General features: G+C 60.0%; 19 protein-coding genes. 7 read left to right on the top strand and 12 right to left on the bottom strand.

Going from position 1 to position 18,142, the window contains the following annotated elements; translation table 11 throughout:
- Window positions 1-3: 3 nt before the first annotated feature.
- Window positions 4-1,335, bottom strand: coding sequence for a polysaccharide biosynthesis/export family protein (locus tag HF949_RS07845; RefSeq protein WP_292899639.1), 1,332 nt, complete (start codon window positions 1,333-1,335; stop codon window positions 4-6).
- Between the two features lie 322 nt (window positions 1,336-1,657).
- Between HF949_RS07845 and HF949_RS07840 the strand changes: the two genes are divergently transcribed.
- From HF949_RS07840 to HF949_RS07815, 6 genes are all read left to right on the top strand, one after another.
- Window positions 1,658-2,854, top strand: a complete 1,197-nt coding sequence (locus HF949_RS07840; protein ID WP_292899637.1) for a glycosyltransferase — start codon at window positions 1,658-1,660, stop codon at window positions 2,852-2,854.
- Between the two features lie 7 nt (window positions 2,855-2,861).
- On the top strand, window positions 2,862-3,272 hold the full coding sequence (locus HF949_RS07835) for a hypothetical protein (RefSeq protein WP_292899636.1): 411 nt from the start codon (window positions 2,862-2,864) through the stop codon (window positions 3,270-3,272).
- Window positions 3,273-3,696: 424 nt separating this feature from the next.
- The gene (locus tag HF949_RS07830) at window positions 3,697-4,686 is read left to right on the top strand and encodes a hypothetical protein (RefSeq protein ID WP_292899634.1); all 990 of its coding nucleotides are present in this window, start codon (window positions 3,697-3,699) and stop codon (window positions 4,684-4,686) included.
- Between the two features lie 117 nt (window positions 4,687-4,803).
- Window positions 4,804-5,637: a 3-methyl-2-oxobutanoate hydroxymethyltransferase gene (gene panB, locus HF949_RS07825; RefSeq protein WP_441338392.1), complete on the top strand. Its 834-nt coding sequence runs from the start codon at window positions 4,804-4,806 to the stop codon at window positions 5,635-5,637.
- Window positions 5,634-6,491, top strand: coding sequence for a pantoate--beta-alanine ligase (gene panC, locus HF949_RS07820; protein WP_292899630.1), 858 nt, complete (start codon window positions 5,634-5,636; stop codon window positions 6,489-6,491). Before panB ends, panC begins: the two co-directional genes overlap by 4 nt.
- 209 nt (window positions 6,492-6,700) lie before the next feature.
- The gene (locus tag HF949_RS07815; RefSeq protein ID WP_292899628.1) at window positions 6,701-6,943 is read left to right on the top strand and encodes a hypothetical protein; all 243 of its coding nucleotides are present in this window, start codon (window positions 6,701-6,703) and stop codon (window positions 6,941-6,943) included.
- Window positions 6,944-7,025: 82 nt separating this feature from the next.
- Here the strand turns inward: HF949_RS07815 and HF949_RS07810 are convergent, their stop codons facing one another.
- From HF949_RS07810 to HF949_RS07760, 11 genes are all read right to left on the bottom strand, one after another.
- Complete coding sequence (locus tag HF949_RS07810; protein WP_292899626.1) at window positions 7,026-8,114, bottom strand: AI-2E family transporter; 1,089 nt, start codon at window positions 8,112-8,114, stop codon at window positions 7,026-7,028.
- The gene (locus HF949_RS07805; protein WP_292899624.1) at window positions 8,098-8,610 is read right to left on the bottom strand and encodes an HdeD family acid-resistance protein; all 513 of its coding nucleotides are present in this window, start codon (window positions 8,608-8,610) and stop codon (window positions 8,098-8,100) included. The genes HF949_RS07810 and HF949_RS07805 overlap by 17 nt, the downstream gene beginning before the upstream one ends.
- Before the next feature lie 40 nt (window positions 8,611-8,650).
- On the bottom strand, window positions 8,651-10,204 hold the full coding sequence (locus HF949_RS07800; RefSeq protein WP_292899622.1) for a phospholipase D-like domain-containing protein: 1,554 nt from the start codon (window positions 10,202-10,204) through the stop codon (window positions 8,651-8,653).
- Window positions 10,205-10,323: 119 nt separating this feature from the next.
- Window positions 10,324-10,686 carry an ArsC family reductase gene (locus tag HF949_RS07795; RefSeq protein ID WP_292899620.1) on the bottom strand — a complete coding sequence of 121 codons (363 nt, stop codon included), beginning with the start codon at window positions 10,684-10,686 and terminating at the stop codon, window positions 10,324-10,326.
- A gap of 82 nt (window positions 10,687-10,768) precedes the next feature.
- Window positions 10,769-11,830 (bottom strand): ABC transporter ATP-binding protein, encoded by a 1,062-nt coding sequence (locus HF949_RS07790; RefSeq protein ID WP_292899618.1) that lies wholly within the window; start codon window positions 11,828-11,830, stop codon window positions 10,769-10,771.
- A 3-nt stretch (window positions 11,831-11,833) separates the two neighbouring features.
- A complete protein-coding gene (locus tag HF949_RS07785; protein WP_292899616.1) occupies window positions 11,834-12,622 on the bottom strand; it encodes an ABC transporter permease in 789 nt (262 codons plus the stop codon).
- Window positions 12,622-13,485 carry an ABC transporter permease gene (locus HF949_RS07780; RefSeq protein WP_292899614.1) on the bottom strand — a complete coding sequence of 288 codons (864 nt, stop codon included), beginning with the start codon at window positions 13,483-13,485 and terminating at the stop codon, window positions 12,622-12,624. Before HF949_RS07780 ends, HF949_RS07785 begins: the two co-directional genes overlap by 1 nt.
- Window positions 13,486-13,563: 78 nt before the next feature.
- Entirely contained in the window at window positions 13,564-14,619 is a 1,056-nt protein-coding gene (locus HF949_RS07775) for an ABC transporter substrate-binding protein (RefSeq protein WP_292899612.1), read from the bottom strand.
- A gap of 31 nt (window positions 14,620-14,650) precedes the next feature.
- Window positions 14,651-15,631, bottom strand: a complete 981-nt coding sequence (locus HF949_RS07770; RefSeq protein ID WP_292899610.1) for a PfkB family carbohydrate kinase — start codon at window positions 15,629-15,631, stop codon at window positions 14,651-14,653.
- A complete protein-coding gene (locus HF949_RS07765; RefSeq protein WP_292899608.1) occupies window positions 15,628-16,659 on the bottom strand; it encodes an ADP-ribosylglycohydrolase family protein in 1,032 nt (343 codons plus the stop codon). The genes HF949_RS07770 and HF949_RS07765 overlap by 4 nt, the downstream gene beginning before the upstream one ends.
- A 3-nt stretch (window positions 16,660-16,662) precedes the next feature.
- Window positions 16,663-17,388, bottom strand: a complete 726-nt coding sequence (locus HF949_RS07760) for a GntR family transcriptional regulator (protein WP_292899606.1) — start codon at window positions 17,386-17,388, stop codon at window positions 16,663-16,665.
- Window positions 17,389-17,688: 300 nt separating this feature from the next.
- Between HF949_RS07760 and HF949_RS07755 the strand changes: the two genes are divergently transcribed.
- Window positions 17,689-18,132 (top strand): amidase family protein, encoded by a 444-nt coding sequence (locus HF949_RS07755; protein WP_292899604.1) that lies wholly within the window; start codon window positions 17,689-17,691, stop codon window positions 18,130-18,132.
- The last annotated feature ends 10 nt before the right edge of the window (window positions 18,133-18,142 follow it).

Below are 18,142 nucleotides of genomic sequence, written 5' to 3'. Positions count from 1 at the left end.
TCTCTAACGCGACCGCGCCTGTCTCATTTCGCTTTCAAGAGAAGCGCGCGGCATCGAGGCGCGCAGCAGATCCAGCTGCACGTCCAGGACATCACCGGGTTCGAGCCCGGACGTTTCAAGCGCGTCCACACGCTTTTTGTCACTACCGCCGCGCAGGATGCTGAACCGCAGCGGCTGCTGCTCGAACGCCCTGTCCTCACGACGCAGGATCGACGCCCCGGTTGCCTGAAGAAGCTGCTCCGTCATTCCACGGCGCAGTTCCAGGTCGTCGATTTCCAGGTTGACCCTTTGCAGCTCGGCGCCGATTTCCGTGCGCCGCGAGCCTTCGAGACTGAGCGCATCACGATCGGTTTCACTCAATCTCTGCCGGGCGCGCATCGAGGCCACCGCAAGGTCGAGCCGACTGGACTGCAGGTCGGCCACTATGCGTTCAAGGCCGGTTTCGCGCGATTTCGTGACGGTGCCTCTTTTGACCAGTTGAGCGACATTGCCGAGTTCTTCCTCGGCGATTTTTATCTGCCGATCCTGCGCCACCATCTTCTCGCCAAGAATCCGGATTTCCTCACGGAAGAGCGTACCGAGTTCGTCGAGCGCGTTGCGCTGGCGCTCATAGGCGTTGCGGCGGGCTTCGAATATCGCCCGCTCATCCCGCACGAATTGCGCTGCGTGGCCGGCCAGGGGGCGTCCCTGCAGCGCTGCATCAAAATCGACACTCTCGCCCTCGATCAGTTCTGTTTCGAGCCGTTCTCTACGGATCGTGAGCTGAAGGAGCTGAAGATCGATACGTCCGATCTCACCCGCGTAGCGGATCTGCTCGAGTTCGGAATAGCCACCTGCCTGATCAGACCTGCGGACACGGCCGCCGGCCATCGCCAGAGCCTGCAAAACGTTAAGCCCCGGCTTGAACTCAAACTCTCCCGGCCGTTCCACACTCCCGGTGACGAATACAGGCGGGTAACGCACCACTTCCACCGTGGTGGCGGGCGGCGCAATCAGTCCCGTTCTCTTTTGAAGTGCTGCCGCGATTTCACCGGCAAGCTCCTGAGAGGTTTTGCCATCCGCCTTGAGCTGGCCCACCAAGGGAAGAGCTACCATGCCTGCAGGCGAGACAGTGTATTCACCGTTCAGGGCTGTCCATTCCCGATACTCTCCCTGCGCCTCGTCCCATTCCACCACGGCAATCTTGACCCGCGTCTGCGCCAGAAGCTTAAACTCATCCTGCGCGCGGACAGCGACACCGCTGACAAGAAAGCAAAGAGTGAACACGAGCGCCGCAAGCACGAATGATCGTGCTTTGGGGAAGGAAATGGTGAGACCAGCTTTTGCCTGCTTCATTCTGCCCGTTCCGGAGTGTTCATTGCCTTCGGGAAGACGCAAAGCCGCCTCCCCCACCATCGATCATCAGCGGAAACGGGGGAAGGTAAATTCAGTTGAAATGGTGTCCGGCTAGTCCCTTTCGCCTAAAGCCTCTAAGCCCATTGGGCTTTTGACGCAGATTGATTGTCGCACAGGTTTGGGTGACGCCCGATCGGATGACCTCCTAGGCCGTTTGAGCGCACTTCTGCGCCCTTCAGACACGGGTTCAACCGTATTGTCGGTGTGCCCTGCTGCGCTTTTTCAAAGCACTATTCCGGAGGGCAAATCCGGGAGAAGCATCTTGCGCGTCGCCATCGTTCACTATTGGCTGGTCTCCATGCGCGGGGGCGAAAAGGTCGTTGACGCCCTGTGCGACATGTATCCCGAGGCCGACATCTTCACGCTGGTCTATGACGAAAGGCGGGTGTCGGAGAAGATTCGCAGGCACCGGGTCATCCCCTCCTTTTTGCAGAAGATTCCGGGGGCTCGGCGGCATTACCAGTCACTGCTGCCGCTGATGCCATTTGCGTTGGAAAGTCTGGATGTCTCGGGCTACGACCTGATCATTTCCAGCGAATCCGGCCCCGCCAAGGGCATCACGCCCGGGCCGCAGGCAACGCATGTGTGTTATTGTCATTCGCCCATGCGCTATGTGTGGGATCACTACCATTTTTATCGGGCCAACGCCGGCCTGCCGACCCGGCTGCTCATGCCGTGGATCGCCCCGGCTCTGCGGGCATGGGACGTCACCACCGCTGCACGTGTCGACGCATTTGTTGCCAATTCACGCCATGTGGCCGACCGGATCGGCAAATATTACCGACGTCGGGCCATCGTGCTCAATCCACCGGTGAACGTCGATGAATTCGCGCCGGCGACCGAACTGGGCGATTACTATCTCGTTGCCGGTCAACTGGTTGGCTACAAGCGGGTCGATCTGGCCGTACGCGCGTTCACTCGGATGGACCGCAAGCTTGTTGTCATCGGGGAAGGCCCTGAGATGGCGGCGCTTAAGCGGCTGGCCGGGTCCAATGTATCGTTTCTGGGCCGGGCGCCCTTCTCACAATTGAAGGATATGCTCGCCCGCTGCAGGGCGCTCGTTTTTCCCGGAACGGAAGATTTTGGGATTGTGCCGGTGGAGGCGATGGCGAGCGGCCGGCCGGTAATCGCCCATGCAAGCGGCGGTGTGCTCGATTCGATCGTACCCGACCAGACCGGGCTCCTGTTCAACGAACAGTCCGAGGCCGGACTCATTGAGGCGGTGCATCGCTTCGAGGCCATGGAAGGGCGTTTCCGTCCCGAAGACATTCGCCGGCACGCGCAGCAGTTCAGCGATGCCCATTTTAAACAACGGATGCAGCAGATCATCGAGGAGGAGATGGCCAGGCGAAAGCCGGCCCCGGTTTCACTCTCGGGTGCCGTCCGCAAACAGCCATCGCTGCGTCCCCGCGTCGCCAGGGTCAAACTCCCCGACAGTCATTTGAGAAACGGAGCGTGACAGAGCCATGTTTTCAGCCTTGCGTCTACGCAGCGCGGTGCGCGACCATGAAACCGATACATTGCGGTTCAAAACGCTCGCCCACACGCTTGACCTTCTCGACCGGGAATTGCATGCCGAACGCCGCGGCCTGAAGGAGCGCTGCGAGCGGCTCGCTGCTACAGCGGCGTTCGCGCAGGAGCGCTTTGAGAGTCACGGTAGTGAAAACAAGCTCTCAACGCGGATCGATGACATGACCCGGTCCATGAAAGACTACACACGGCGAATGAAGGCGCTCCAGCGTCAGATCGAAATCGTCGGGCAGTTGCGCGCGACGGCTTCAAACTTGATCGAACCCGGGGACACACGAGAAGCGCCCGGCTTGCGGCCCGTTCTCGCACCGGGACCGCAGCCGCTACGCACATGCGTTTCAAAATGATTAGAAGAGGCCCGCCGGTACGCTGACAAGATGAACGCTGTAACACCTAAGCGCAGGGGATTTGCCCCAACGTTCTATCTGCACGATGCGCCTGGGCTTTTATGATTTCCAGCAGTTGGAAAGAATGAGAATCGTCAAAAATGAAACGCTAAGCCACCGCCTTTATTAAGGTTTCCCGGCTTGGCGCGCGCAGAAACGAGGCTCCGGATCGCCAGTGCGCAAGCCATGGCGAGGGATGACTTCCGGTTCACAAGGAGAGGAACGGACCGGGAGCGGGGGAGGACACGCGTAAGGATGGACACGTCCGGGGCGGGCTGGCCTCGCAGCGGACGGTAGACCACGAAAGGTCGGCGAACCGGGCAGAACTCTGATGGCAAGCAGTGGCAGTTCAGAACGAGCACTTCAGCACACAGACACAACCGGCATGCTCGCACTGATCGAAGACAACATTCGTGTCTTCGATCTGAGTCTGTCTGGACTGCGTGTCGTGGTTCCCGTGGACAGCCGGTTTCTCGCCGCCACTGCAGCAACCGCACTGATGGCGGGAGCCGCTGCAGTGACCGCCGTGACACCGACGGCCACCCGCTTCCAGTCAGCCGAAGAGGCGGCGGAGGCCACACGCACGCTGGTCGAGGCTGCAGGCCTCGTGAAGGGGCTTTCCGTAGACGAGCGGATCGATCACGAAACCTGCCGCGCGACCAATATTCTTCTTAACGGGCCATCCATCCGGCCTGTCACGCGCTCACTCATCGAACGCCTACCCGACCATTCGGTGGTGGCGCTGATGCACGAGGCATGGATGACGCTGGCAGGCGAAGTGGACATCGAGGCGTGCCTTGAGCATGACATTCCTATCTCCGCCATCAATGAATCGCATCCTCTGGTCGGTGCCAGAGATCGCCACCCGGCCCTCTGTCTCGAATTGCTCAAGGAGGCGGAAATCCCGGTGGAGGGAGCGGATATCGCACTAATCTGCGACAATCCCCTCTCCGACACGCTGGAAAAAGGGCTCCGGCGGGCCGGCGCGCAGGTGGCCGTCGTCGCGCACGCCAACCAGATCTTCGAACACGACTGGCGCGCCATTCTTCTCGCCAAACGGCCGAGAGATGAACCGCGCCTTGGAATTCAGGATCTCGGCTGGATAGCCAAGAGCGCGCCAGATGCAACAATCATCCAATATTGGGGCGATGTGGATCGAAAAGCCGCGCGGTATTTCGAGCTGAAAGTGTGGCCGCAGCGCACACCCGGCAAGGGACGGTGGGGAATACCGCTGGATACGCTGGGCCCCGGGCCGATATTGCAGCGCATCACGGCTGGCCTAAAAGCGGCACAATCGGTGCTGGCAGGAATGCCGACTACGCCTGACAGCCTTGCACAAACCCTTACATCGACTGACATTTTCAACAGCGATTGACATTCGGCAATCTTCATTGCGCGCCTTCGCATCCGCAAAAAACTATGTCATATCCCTGTCGCAATCGTTTTGACGCGGCGTGTTCCGCATCGTGTCGATATGCGAAGGGAGGACAGTTTGAGCGCTAACGCACGGATTTCGGCACTGACGCCCCCTGATGTCCTGGCAAAAAAGGGTGGCGAGCCGCTCGTCTGCCTGACCGCCTACACCACCCCGCTTGCGCGCATCGTCGATCGGCACTGCGACATAGTGCTGGTGGGCGACAGTGTCGGCATGGTCCTGCATGGTCTGCGAAGCACTGTCGGTGTTTCTCTCGACATGATGATCATGCACGGACAGGCTGTTCGGCGGGGCGTGGAGCGGGCCCTTCTTGTGGTCGACATGCCCTTCGGCAGCTACGAGGAATCGCCAGAACAGGCCTTTCGCAATGCTTCCCGCATCATGGCGGAGACCGGCTGTGGCGCCGTGAAGCTCGAAGGCGGCGAGACAATGGAAAAGACCATCAGGTTCCTTACGCGACGCGGAATTCCGGTCATGGCGCATATCGGTCTGACGCCCCAGGCCGTGAACACTTTCGGCGGCTACAAGGTGCAGGGGCGCGGCGACGATGCTTTCCACATCCTGCGTGATGCCGAAACGGTCGCCGAAGCGGGCGCATTCTCCGTGGTGCTCGAAAAGGTGACGGCCACGCTGGCCGATCGCATCACGACATCGATCCCCATACCCACCATCGGCATCGGCGCATCGCGCACCTGCGACGGGCAGATACTCGTGGTCGATGACATGCTCGGCATGTTCGATACGTTCCGGCCGAAATTCGTCAAGCGTTTTGCGGAACTCGGTGAGGCTTCGGATGCGGCCATTGCTGCCTATGCGCGAGAGGTCCGTTCCCGGGAATTTCCGAGCGATGTTCACATTTTCACCGATGGCAATAAGGGAAAGACGGAATGAACCCCAGCATCCTGCGCACGGTCGCAGAACTGCGTGAGCGCGTTCGCATGTGGCGCCGCGCTGGAGAGCGTGTTGCCGTCGTGCCCACCATGGGCGCACTTCATCAGGGTCACCTCAGCCTGGTGGAGACGGCCAAGGCGCGTGCCCAGCGGGTGATCGTCACACTGTTCGTCAACCCGAAGCAATTCAATAATCCTACCGACCTTGCCGCCTATCCGCGCACCGAGGCCGATGATGCGGCAAAGCTTGCGCCTTACGAGATTGACGTCCTGTTCGCCCCCCCGGTGGAAGAGATGTATGGCACCGGGTTTTCCACCACCGTTTCGGTCACTGGCGTCAGCCAGGGGCTGTGCGGTGCTCATAGGCCTGGACATTTTGACGGTGTTGCCACCGTGGTCACCAAGCTGCTTCTTCAAAGCGGTGCCGACATAGCCTGTTTCGGCGAGAAGGATTTTCAACAGCTTCTCGTGGTGCGCCGGCTTGTGGCGGACCTGAACATCCCTGTCGAGATTGTCGGCTGTCCGACTGTGCGTGAAGCCGACAATCTGGCTCTCTCATCCCGCAATGTACGCCTGACAGACGCGCAGCGTCGCATCGCACCCGCAATTGCAGATGTTTTGCTGCAGAGTGCGGCGCGCCTTGCCGGCGGTGCTGACGCTGCTCCCGTTCTGGAAGCTGCTCAGAAAGCCCTGCAACGGGCCGGGTTCGATCGGGTGGAGTATTTCGAGCTGCGCGATGCAGAAACCCTGGAGCCTCTTCAGCGCGCCGATCGTCCTGCAAGGCTTCTCGCAGCCGCCTGGCTCGGTGAAACCCGTCTTATCGACAACGTCCCCGTCACCCCGTTCACTGTCTGAAATCCATGGTCGTTCGGTCCCGGGTTTTCAACGGCGGCGCCGTAACGCCTGCGTGAACTCTGGTCCCAATGGCTTTATCGCAAGTGACGGTTTCCCTCGCCACTGCTTGATTTCACAGTGAACATCCGTGCTGCGATGTTCCCGGCATCGGTTCTGGCGATATCCAGTCCGAGATCGTGAAGCAAACCAGTTTTTATACGGAAACCATTATGAAAATAGCAGTTTTAACCGCCCTCGCCACGCTTTACATCGCCGCGCCCGCGGCGGCGCTCGAGCCGATCAGTGGAAGTCTCAACTACAACCCCGAACAATCCCCGCTGACCAGGACGCCGGTGGGTTCGGTGACGTTCAACGAGTTCCACAGTGGGGGAAGCCGCTACCGTGAGATCTATGTCGTCCAACCGGATGGCCGCTTGAAGATCGTTAATCGCTCGGTGGTCAACGATTCTTAATCGCCGACCGGTTTTCGAGGTCCAACGGCCCTGCATCGCGGGGCCGTTTTGTTTTGGAGAGCGCGCCTGCGCGACCCGGAATTCACCGAGTCTCATCTTCGCCATTGTGCAGCACAGCCTGCACATCGTCAGCCAGAAGCAGGGCGATCGGTCGCGTGCTCTCGAAGTTGGCCATGATGATGGCGATAATGGAGGTGAGCGGGATGGCGAGGATAGCGCCGGGAATGCCCCAAAGAGACGACCACAGGGCGAGCGACACCAGCACAACGAACGGCGACATGTTTATCCTGCGGCCGATCATGCGCGGTTCCAGGGCATTGCCCACCCACATCTGTGCCGAGGTCAGCAAAACCGCCACCAGAAGCGTGGTCTGGAGTGAGCCGTACTGTGCCAGTGTGAGGAGCACCGGGAACATCACTCCCATGAGTGATCCGACATAGGGAATGTAGTTCAAGAGTCCGATCAAGACGGCCCAGAAAAGAGCGAAGTCGACACCGAAGAGCTTGAGCACAACGAAGGAGAGAACGCCGAGGATGATGTTCACGAATGTCTTGACCGCCAGATACTCTCCGATGCTGCGGTTGATGTCGCGCACAATCGTGTGGGTCTGGCTGGCCCTGTCTCTGGGAAGAGCCGCCGCTATCTTTCTGGCAAAGCCCCCCCGCTCTGCCATCAAAAAGGTCGAGTAGACAACGGCCATGAAGATGATGCCGGCCAGGGATCCGACCGAACCAAGACTGACGGCCGCGAGGCGTTGCAGGTTGATGCGTCCCCACAGTGTTTCAACGAGAGTTGAAAGATTGGGAATCTCTTCGATGTCGAATCGCGAAAGGATGCCGGTGAGCATGTCCGTCAGGTTTTTCTGATACACTGGCAGACGCGCGATCACCTGTTCGGCTGTGCCGACCAGCACACTGGCCAGCATGACCAGGGCCAGAACGAAAATCGCCAGAACAAGGCCGCGCCGCATCCACTCTGGTAGTCGGCCAAGCACTGGCAATCTCCCCAGCGCTTCGGACGCGGTCAAGAGAACATAGACCGAGATCACCGCAATGAAGATCGGCATCAGGACCGAGCGCCCGACAACCAGTATCCACCCGACCAAAACCGTGAGAATGACGGCAAGAACCAGGATGATAAATGCGCGAAGCGGGTCAGTTTTCTCCAGCATGTCTTTTCAATCGCAATGACAGCAGCACCAGCGCGACGCCGCTGGCCAACAATTCCAGAGCCACGATCAGACCGAAATTGATCGTCACCCCGAGAAGCACGATCCCCCCAAGGACCACGGAAACGCCGCCCGCGCAGAGAAGCACGGGAAATGCGCGATCACCGTGCAGGCTGCGCCCCACCCAGAGTTTCGCGGCCCCCGATGCAATCAAGAGTGCTCCAAGGAGAAATTGCAACAAACGACCATCGCCGAACGGGCCGAACAGAAGAGACAGGCCGAGAAAGATGCCGGCGAGTGCCAGCAGCCCGGCACCAATCATCGTGGGGACACTGGGTGCCTTATAGGCCGCCCACCCCTGCAGGGCGCCGGCGATGATCAGGGCCCAGCCACCCAATGTCAGTGTCCAACTGGAAGCGGAGCCGAGGTTGAAAAGAGCGGCAAGGCCGCCGACCAAAGCAACGATGCCGGCGAGCAACCACAACATCCAGTGCTTCATATTCCCTCCGTTCGACCTCAAATGCCAGTTGGAACCCGTGCTAGAGAAGCCACTCCACCGGAAGCCAGCCGACCACCACCGCCGCGATCTGCCGGAACCAGGTCGCACCGGGCTCTTCCTGATAGATGATCGGGTCCTGCTGGCGCCGTTCTTCCACCCAGACCATCTTGTTCTCGGGGGTCAACCGAGGCTGATAGCTGACCAGCCCCAATCTGTCGTCGAACCCCTCGCTGATTTTTCGGGCCATGCTTTCACTGTCAATCAGGAAGCCCATCTCGCAGTTCAGGATCGCTGATCGCGGATCGAAGTTGAACGACCCAATAAAGATGCGCTCGCCATCAACCGCGAAGGTCTTTGCATGCAGACTGGCGCCCGAGAGGCCGAAAGGCTTTAGCTGGAATTCTGATTCCTGAGTCACGCCACCACGCAGTTTCAATTCGTAGAGCTTCACCCCCGCCTCAAGAAGGCCACGACGATACTTGGCATAGCCGCTGTGCACGAGGAGCACATCCGTCGTGTTGAGGGCGTTGGTCAGAATGTGCACCTGTTTGCCGGCCTTTGCCAGATCGCTGAAATAGCTGCTTCCGATCCTGCCCGGCACAAAGTAGGCCGAAATCAGATCGAGCCTTTGACGCGCCTCACCCAGGATCGCGCCAAGGCGCATGATCATCAACTGGTCACGCGTGGCCTTTCCCTCTCCTTTCACCGGATCGTCGGCGACGAGCTGCACGTCCGTCCATTCCAGTGCAGCACCGCCTCTGGCGTAGCGATCTGCACTGCTTTCGAGGTCTGCCAGAACCGTTCGTGCCTCTTCGCTTGCGCGCACCTGTGCGACACGCGCATGGAAACCCTGGAGATCTCCGGGCCCGGAAATGATCTTTTCGACTTCAAACACCGAGGCGCTGTTCCAGTATTCATCGAACACCATAGCCGTTTCGGGAAGGATCGCTCCGGTCGCCAGAACATCCATATCCACGTAGAATGCTTCGCCGATCTGAAAATACTCGTCGCCGATATTGCGGCCGCCAACGATTGCCGCAGCGCCGTCAACAATGAAGGACTTGTTGTGCATGCGCCGATTCATGCGAAAGAAATCGAACGTGTAGCCGAAAAGTTTTGGCCGGCGTACCGTGGACGGGTTGAAGAGGCGAATGTGGAAGTTCGGCAAGGCGTTTAGGGCAGCCATATAGGGATCAAGCCCCGGTACGCCATTGTCGTCGAGCAACAAGCGCACCCGCACCCCGCGAGCTGCGGCCTCGCGCAGAGCATCCAGCAGCAGAATCCCCGAGGTGTCATCGTGCCAGATGTAATATTGCGCGTCGATGGAGCCTTGCGCGCGCTCGATCAGCTCCAGCCGGCTCGCCAGCGCATCCTTGCCATCGGCAAGCGGCAGCACGCCGGTCTTGCCCGGATGCGCTGCAGCGCCCGTCTCGAGCAGCCGGCCAAGCAGCGTTGAAGGGTCCGCGGCCAACGCCTCCTGGCGCTCTCGTTGCGAAATATCTGGCAGTGCGAACACCAACCGCAGGACGATCACCGCCAGAACGATGGCAGCGGTTATGAAGATCAGAGCGAACATGACCTGCTTTATACGCACGAAGTCCCCCTTCCGCACGGTGGAACATTCGTTTTATCCCAACTGTGAGAAAGCAAGGCAAGAAAGGCTTTCCGTGCAAGGCGCAGCCGCGCCGCACCAGAGCACGGCTTCGGTTGTGCTCAGGAAGCGAACCCGGCTTCGTAAATCTCGGGTTTGAAGCCGACCACACGACGGTTTCCGAGATCGAGTACCGGGCGCTTTATCATGCTTGGCTGTTGTTCCATCAGGCGGATTGCCTTTTCGGCATCCATATCCGCCTTCTCGGCATCCGAAAGCTTGCGAAAGGTTGCTCCAGCGCGATTCAGAAGCTTTTCCCAGCCGACTTCCTCTACCCATGCTTTCAGACGGTCGCGTTCGATGCCGGCGGCCTTGTAGTCGTGAAACGTATGGGCAATGTCATGGGCCTCAAGCCAGGCTCTCGCCTTCTTCATTGTGTCGCAGTTCTTGATGCCATAGATCACGACAGGCTTTCCAACCGTCATCCTCAGATACTCCCAGTCAAAGATTTTCCTCAAAGCCAATGCAATGAGGTGATAGGCGTCTTTGAAGCCGGTTGGAAGTGCCTCACATATCGATAAGCACCGCACTGTCAGGCGACCACCTCAAAATCACGTCCTGGCCCTCGGCCAGTTTCGGGCCACCGCTGTTTTGCACGTGGACCTTGATGACGTCCCCGCCGTGATCGACGAAGTAGGTACTGCTGTTGCCCCCGAAAATGCGTTTCGAAACACGCCCCTTCAGGCGGTTTTCCTCTCCCTGGGTGGCGCTGTCGACCTCGCCGATGCTTATGCGTTCGGGCCGCACGGCGCAGCCTGCTCTTGACCCGATCGCCGGGCTCGCTCCATGGTTTGCACTGATGATCGTGCCATCCGGCAGGCTTATGCCACTGCCGGTCGCAACACCGCGAAGGATGTTGGCATCGCCGAGGAAGGTCGCCGCGAATTCACTCTCCGGCCTGTCGTATATCTCCTCGGGTGGGCCCTCCTGAACCAGACGACCGTCGCGCAAAATGCCAATACGGTCGCTCATCGTCAGCGCTTCCTCCTGATCGTGGGTGACGAAGATCGTGGTGATTCCGATCTCGCGCTGGATACGCTTCAACTCGATCTGCATGTCCACGCGCAGCGCCTTGTCGAGCGCTGACAGCGGCTCGTCCAGCAAGAGCACACGGGGCTTGGTCACGATTGCCCGCGCAAGCGCCACGCGCTGGCGTTGCCCGCCCGACAACTGGTGCGGACGCCGTTCTCCAAGCTGCCCCAATTGAACGAGATCAAGCGCGCGTTTCACCTCAACTTCGATCGTGGCTCTGGTTTCGCCCCGAACCGAAAGGCCGAACGCCACATTCTCGGCAACGCTCATGTTCGGGAAAAGCGCGTAATTCTGAAACACCATTCCGATACGCCGCTTTTCCACCGGCACCCGCTCGACCCCTTCGCCGCCAATGGCAATACGCCCGGCATCGGGGAAGTCGAACCCGGCTATCATGCGCAGCAAAGTGGTCTTGCCGGAGCCCGATGGGCCAAGCAATCCATAAAATCCCCTGTCGGGAAAGGCGATGGACACCTCATCCAGTGCCTTGTGCGAACCGAAGGAACGCGAAACCCTGTCGACGACGACCTCGGCCATTGTTTATTTCTCCCCCCCGAACTTGAAGAAGCGGGCGGTGACGAGCATCAGTCCCATGGATATGCCTATTATGATGGTGGATACGGCATTGATCTCAGGCGTGAAACCCTTGCGGATTGCCGCATAGATCTCCACCGGAAGTGTCGCTTCGCCCGGTGTCGAAAGGAAATAGGAAACGACGAACTGGTCGAATGAAACCGCGAAAGCGAACAGACCACCGGCGATCACCCCCGGCATGATCCACGGGAGTGTGACCCGCGTGGTGACCTGCCACTGGCTGGCGCCCAGCGAACGGGCGGCTTCTTCAAGCTCAGGAGCGAAGGTCTGCAAGCGCGCGGAAACGACAACGATGACATAGGGCAGCGCGAGAGCAACATGGCCAAGCAGGATGGCGTGAAGGCCACGCCCGATGCCGACGCCGAAGAAGAAGATCAACATTGCGGTGCCGGTGATCAGCCATGGAATGGCTATGGGCGGGAACAGCAGGGCCTGAAGCAGTCTCTTGCCTCGAAACTCATAGCGAAACAGCGCTATCGATGCCGCTGTCCCCAGCACGGTAGCGATTGCCGTGGTGAAGACCGCGATCTGGAGGGAATTCCAGGTTGCGGCGAGAAGTCGTCCGTTCCGTGAAAGATCGGCATACCAGCCCGTCGTCCATTCGAACGGCAATTGGTAGAATGGGGAAGCGTTGAACGACATCAACGCCATGATGCAGATCGGCAGGKAGAGAAAAGAGAGCAGCAGCACGATCCACACACGGCCGAGCGCCTCGAGCAGACGGGTCGTGAACATTATTGCACCCTTCTCAGGATCGGCGCCGACAGGCTGAGAATGACGAGCACCACAGCCAGCAGAATGAAGGAGAGCGCCGCGCCCAGCGGCCAGTTGAAGACGGCAACAAACTGATCCTCGATCACCGTGCCGTAGAACGTTCCGGTGCGCCCGCCCAGGATGCGGGGTTCCATGAACGAGCCAACAACGGGCACAAATATAAGAACGGAACCGGCAAGCAGGCCGGGCATGGCGAGTGGCAGAACCACGCGCCGCAGCGTCTGCAGTCTCGAGGCACCCAATGAGCGAGCCGCCTCGATGAGCGCGTTGTCAATTGCCTGCAGGGTCAGGTAGCAGGTCAGGACCATGTATGGCACGTATGAATGAACGAGACCGATGATCACCGCCGGATAGGAATACATGAGGTCAATGTCGATCCGGAACGGCGAGATGGCGTTCAGCACCGTGTCCAGCAGCCCCCCTTCCCGAAGCACCATGGCCCAGGAGAAGATGCGGACGAGGCCATTTGACCAGAAGGGAAGGATGACCAGGAGGAATATCGCTTCTCGCGCCCTGCCTTTGAGAACCCTTGCCAACACATAGGCTGCCGGAAACCCAATCACCGCGCACCAGAGCGTCACCTCGAGGCCGAGACGGACCGACGCCCAGAGCAAGGTGACATACAGCCCGCTTGAAAAGAACGCAGCGTAGTGTTCAAGGGTCAAGGACCAATCCCTGCCAGACATGGGCAGGTCGGTCATGAAGGAAAAAAGCGCCATCGCCGAGAGTGGAAGGAAGATGGCCACGGCGAGCCAAAGATAGGCGGGTGTGAGCAGCGGCAGCGCTGGTCCGATGCCCCCTCTCCCGCGGATCGATGTTGCCATGGCTCTCCTCCCGATGGTCCCGGCGCCGCATCCCGCCCTTTGCCTCATGTGAGCGGGATGCACGTGTTCTTTTTCTGACTATTTCGCCTCAACCTTGAGTTCCTGCCAGATGGCCAGATATTTCTCTCTCTGCTCATCAGTGACGGGAGCCTGAAACTGGATGCGATCCGCCACTTTGGGGTCGCCCATCACTGCCCTGTTGAATGCATCTTCGGGAAGAGCCGCGACTGCCTTTTCATTGGCGGAAACCGGCGCACCGACTTTCGTGACCCATTCGACGTAAAACTCCGGATCTATCATGTAGTTGATAAAGGCTTCAGCACCCTCGACATTGTCGGAGCCGACGGGAATGGAGAAGGCGTCGAGCCAGGCAACGGCTCCCTCCTCCGGGATTACCAGACTGACCGGCAGGTTGAACTGGGTCTTGGCACGATCAGCCGAGCCGGACCAGTATGTGCCAATATCGATCTGGTTCGAAGCGACCATCTGGTTCCAGTCATTCTCAGAGCTCCAGAAGGTGCGGATCTGTGGCATGAGCGAAGTGAGCTTCTCCTTCACCGCATCCATGTCCTTGATGTCATTGATGTCTTGCCCCGAGGCGATCGCACCGAACTGGATAGCCTCGACGGCGTCATCACGAATGACGACCCTGCCCTTGTGCGCCTCATCCCACATGACCGAGATGCTGGTCGGCAGCGTCTCGAACGACTTGTCGTTGACGGCGATCGCAGTCAGTCCCCAAACCCATGGCACACCGTAGACCTTGCCGTCCTGATTCAGCATGGGCGAGCTGGCCTTGTCGCCGGAAATGTCCGCGTAATTCGGGATTTTTGCGGTGTCTATCGGCTGGATGAGAGATTCCGCCAGTGCCTGACCGGTGAACGCCGCATTGATCATGACAACATCGTAGAGGCCGGGATTCGTCCTCAGCTTGGTCAGCATTTCCTGTTCGGAGTTGAAGAAGTCGTTGACCACCTTGTGGCCCGTCGCTTTCTCGAACGCTTCCACAGCCCAGGGCTCGTCAGCGCCATACCCCTTCCAGTTGAGCACATGCAGCTCGGCGGCATGGGCGGAAACCGCACACACGGAGAGCAGCACTGCTTGCGCTGCCAGTTTCCCAAGCAATTTGGTCATCGGTTGTTCCTCTCTTTTTGTGCCATCGTTGTTATTGTTGCCTGCGCATCTCATCCCTGCGCACCGGCTCGTCAGCCTCGGCGTGATTCCGCTCTGCCAGGAAAGACCGTATTTCGGCGTCGCGGGGCGCAGCGCAACCACCATGCCGGCTCACCGATATCGCAGCCGCTGCGTTGGCATAGCGTAGGGCCGCGAAAGGTTGTTCATGCCGCGCCAAGGCAGCAACAAAGGCCCCGATATGCGTGTCACCGGCGCCGTTTGTGTCTACCGCAGGCACTGAGAATCCGTCGACGGCGCCATCGCTTCCATCCCGCAACAGAAGATATGCGCCAAATGCACCGGAGCGAATGACCACACCATCTGCCCCCGGACAGTGTTCAGACATGAGAAGAGCAGCGTTGGTGGCAGGTTCGGACGCACCGGCAATCGCGCGCGCTTCTGCGACATTGCAGCTCAGCCAGGTGCTGCGGGCCAGAACCCGGGCACGGATAAAAGAAGGGATGTCCGCTACGACCGGAGTCGGGTCGAAAATGACCGGGATGCCCGGCGGCAGGGCCTCGACCCAGTCGGCCAGTGCCTCACGGCTGCCGGGGTAAGACAGTGTGTAGCCGGATATGAAAACCCAATCGGTGTCCTGTACGGTTACCGGGGCCAGGTCCGCGATCGTCAGCACCGCTTCTGCACCGGGCCAGGAGACAAAGGTTCGTTCGGCATCGGCAGTGACCAACACCACACAGTTTCCACTGTCGAGGTCGGGCGCGCGCGGGGTCAATGTTTCCACCCCTTCGGCAGCAAACGCCGCGCGCAGAAAATCCCCCTCCGCTCCTGTGCCATGGCGACCGGCAAACGCAACCGGCAGACCGGCCCGTCTGGCTGCGACCATCACGTTGAAGCCACCGCCGGCGATGCGGTTGTAGCTCGATGCAGTCTTTTCGCCCCCCGGTTTCGGCAAGGTGTCGATCCGGTAGACGTAATCAACAACGGCACTGCCGGCATGGATGAGACGCGTCATGCTGCCTCCTCGTCTCCGAAACGGCGGAAGCGCTCTGCAACGAGCTTCGCGGACAATGTTTCAACCACCCCCATATCGAGCCCGTTCAACTGGGCGATACGATCTTGCGGCAGGCTATTCATGCCTGCGCAGGCGCCCGCCATGCCTGCCGCGATCGCCCCAATCGTATCGGTATCTCCACCCAGATTGGCGCTGATGACCGCAGCACGCCAGGGATCTCCCTGTGCCACCTCGAGAACAGCGAAAGCAGCCGGTACAGACTGCTGGCTTGCCACACCTGTGCCGATGAGCTCCGAAATCAACCCGATCGCGCGTTCTGCAGGCTCTTTGCGCACGAGGTCTGTCGCCCAACGAATGCGGGCTGAAATATCAGGGCCCGCCACCCAGTGCCCATGGCCTGCACCCAGCTTCGCGGCGTCAATGGCGTGCTTGGCCGCATGCCGCCAGTCGCTGCCGGAAACACCATGACTGACGGCGGCCGCCACTGCCGCCGCCGAAGCAATCGCCATGGATGTGTTGTGGGTTGCGCGGCAGGTTTCGGCCACCTTGGCGACCAGCGCAGCCGGTGCACTGGCCGGCATCATGATACCGACCGGGGCGATGCGCATGGCGGCACCGTTGGTGTCGCCGTCGCGCCCCGCCTCTTCAGGCGGCGTGCCGCTGTTGATGGCGTCTATGGCGCGTTTGGTGGAAGGGCCAAGCAGATCGTAGCTTCCGCGGGCCTTGACGTCACGCTCCCACTCGACAAGCGCATTCACCCACCGGCGGTGATCAAACGTGTCCCCGGATTCAAGCAGGATTTGCGCCAGCAGCAGTGCCTGTTCGGTGTCGTCGGTGATCGCGCCGGCCGGCAACCCTTTCGATACGGGGTGGTCGGGAGCCGGCACAACGAAATTCTCGACGAAGCCGTAAGCCTCGCCGATCTGGGCAGGGGAGAGCAATTGGGTCGGCATGCCAAGCGCATCGCCCAACGCCCCTCCGATCAACGCAGCCTTTGCCCGGTCCTCTGCAACTGACCTGTCCGACATGCCTCAGAACTCCAGATGCAGGGCAAAATGCGTGGGGTTGAGCAAGCTGGTGACATACTCGATCGGATATCCGTTTGGCCTTCGTGTCACGCGGCGCGTTCGCAGAAACGGTGTTCCTGTTTCGCACCCGAGGATGGCCGCATCCTCAGGCGACAGCATTTCGATGTCGGCCCACTCTTCTCCATGATCCGGAACAAGCCCAGCGCCCCGCAATGTCTGGTGCAGGGAGCCTTCCCGCAATCCTTTGAGGGGAACTTCTTCCAGCTCGGGCGACAGAGGAAGGCGCGAGCGCTCGATGGAGATGGCGTATCCGGTGCCCGCATTGCTGCGTGCGCGATCGACTGCGATGAAGGCCGACTTCCCGATGCCGAGCATCTCGGCCAGTTCCGGATCTTCAATCACTTCCAGACGCAGCGTGCGGGTCTGGACATTGGCCCCTGCGTCAGCCAGCGCCTTCGACCAGCCGATCCCGTCATCGACCATCTTTCCGTCGAACGTGACAAAGGAGCCGATACCGACCTTCGTCGTTATGAGCCCCCTCGCAGAGAGCTCTTCCAGGCCGCGCCGCACCGTGTTGCGGCTGACGGAAAAGCGCTGCACCAGCTCATTTTCGCTTTGCAGCCGCTCGCCAAACCCCAGGGCGCCTGAACGAATTTCCCGCTCCAGAACCGTGGCGATCCGCTCAGGCTTTGCCATCCCCGGTGATAACGTGTTCGCGCGTCGAGACATATAAACCTGTCCAGTGAACCTGTATAATCCTGTACTTTACAGATTGGCAGGAGTCAACGCACGGAGGACCAGACCTGAGCTTAAGGATAACCTGCGGCAGCGCGATCAGGCAGACGACACAAGCGCCGAGAGTGTTTCCAAAGCCATGCACGCTGAAATGCAGACCGCTTGATGGCGGTCGCCTACCGCGGCCAGGAATCTTGTTTATGGCGCTTCACCGGCGGAGGTGACCGGTCTCCAATGCTCTGTCGAGCGGTTCCTGCGCATACTCCGGCCCGGTGGGGCGTCCGTAAACAGGAAATGATACATGATCGGAGCGATAACCCGATCGAGAAGCTTATCGACATCTGTCGGCAGGTCTTCCTCCTGTGCCTCGCGTCCGAGAATCATCTCGAGCTGCTGGAGCGCGCCTGGGTGGAGATGTGCCAGAAGATCGACGCGTTGATCGTTCCCACTGTGCCAACCGTGGCAGCACGACGCGGCCAGAAAGCACTCATCTGGCAGGACGGAAGTGAAGAGCAGGTCGTGGAGGCTTATGTGAGGTTGAACGCCGCTGCAAATCTGACGGGCGTACCGGCGCTGTCGGCCCCCGCGGGGCGGCATTCATCCGGCCTGCCTTTCGGTGCGCAGTTCATCGGCCCCGCCCATTCGGAAGCGGTGCTCCTGAAGCCTGGGCAGTTGGTGGAGGGCATCACGGGGCAGCTGCCGATGCCAGTGCCTGCACCGACTGCCCTCCACACCTGACCGGGCTGCG

The sequence above is a fragment of the Nitratireductor sp. genome, from assembly GCF_017794765.1.
GTDB lineage: Bacteria > Pseudomonadota > Alphaproteobacteria > Rhizobiales > Rhizobiaceae > Nitratireductor.
The sequence above is the reverse complement of the archived record's forward strand: the minus strand, read 5'-3'. Positions and strand labels throughout refer to the sequence as shown.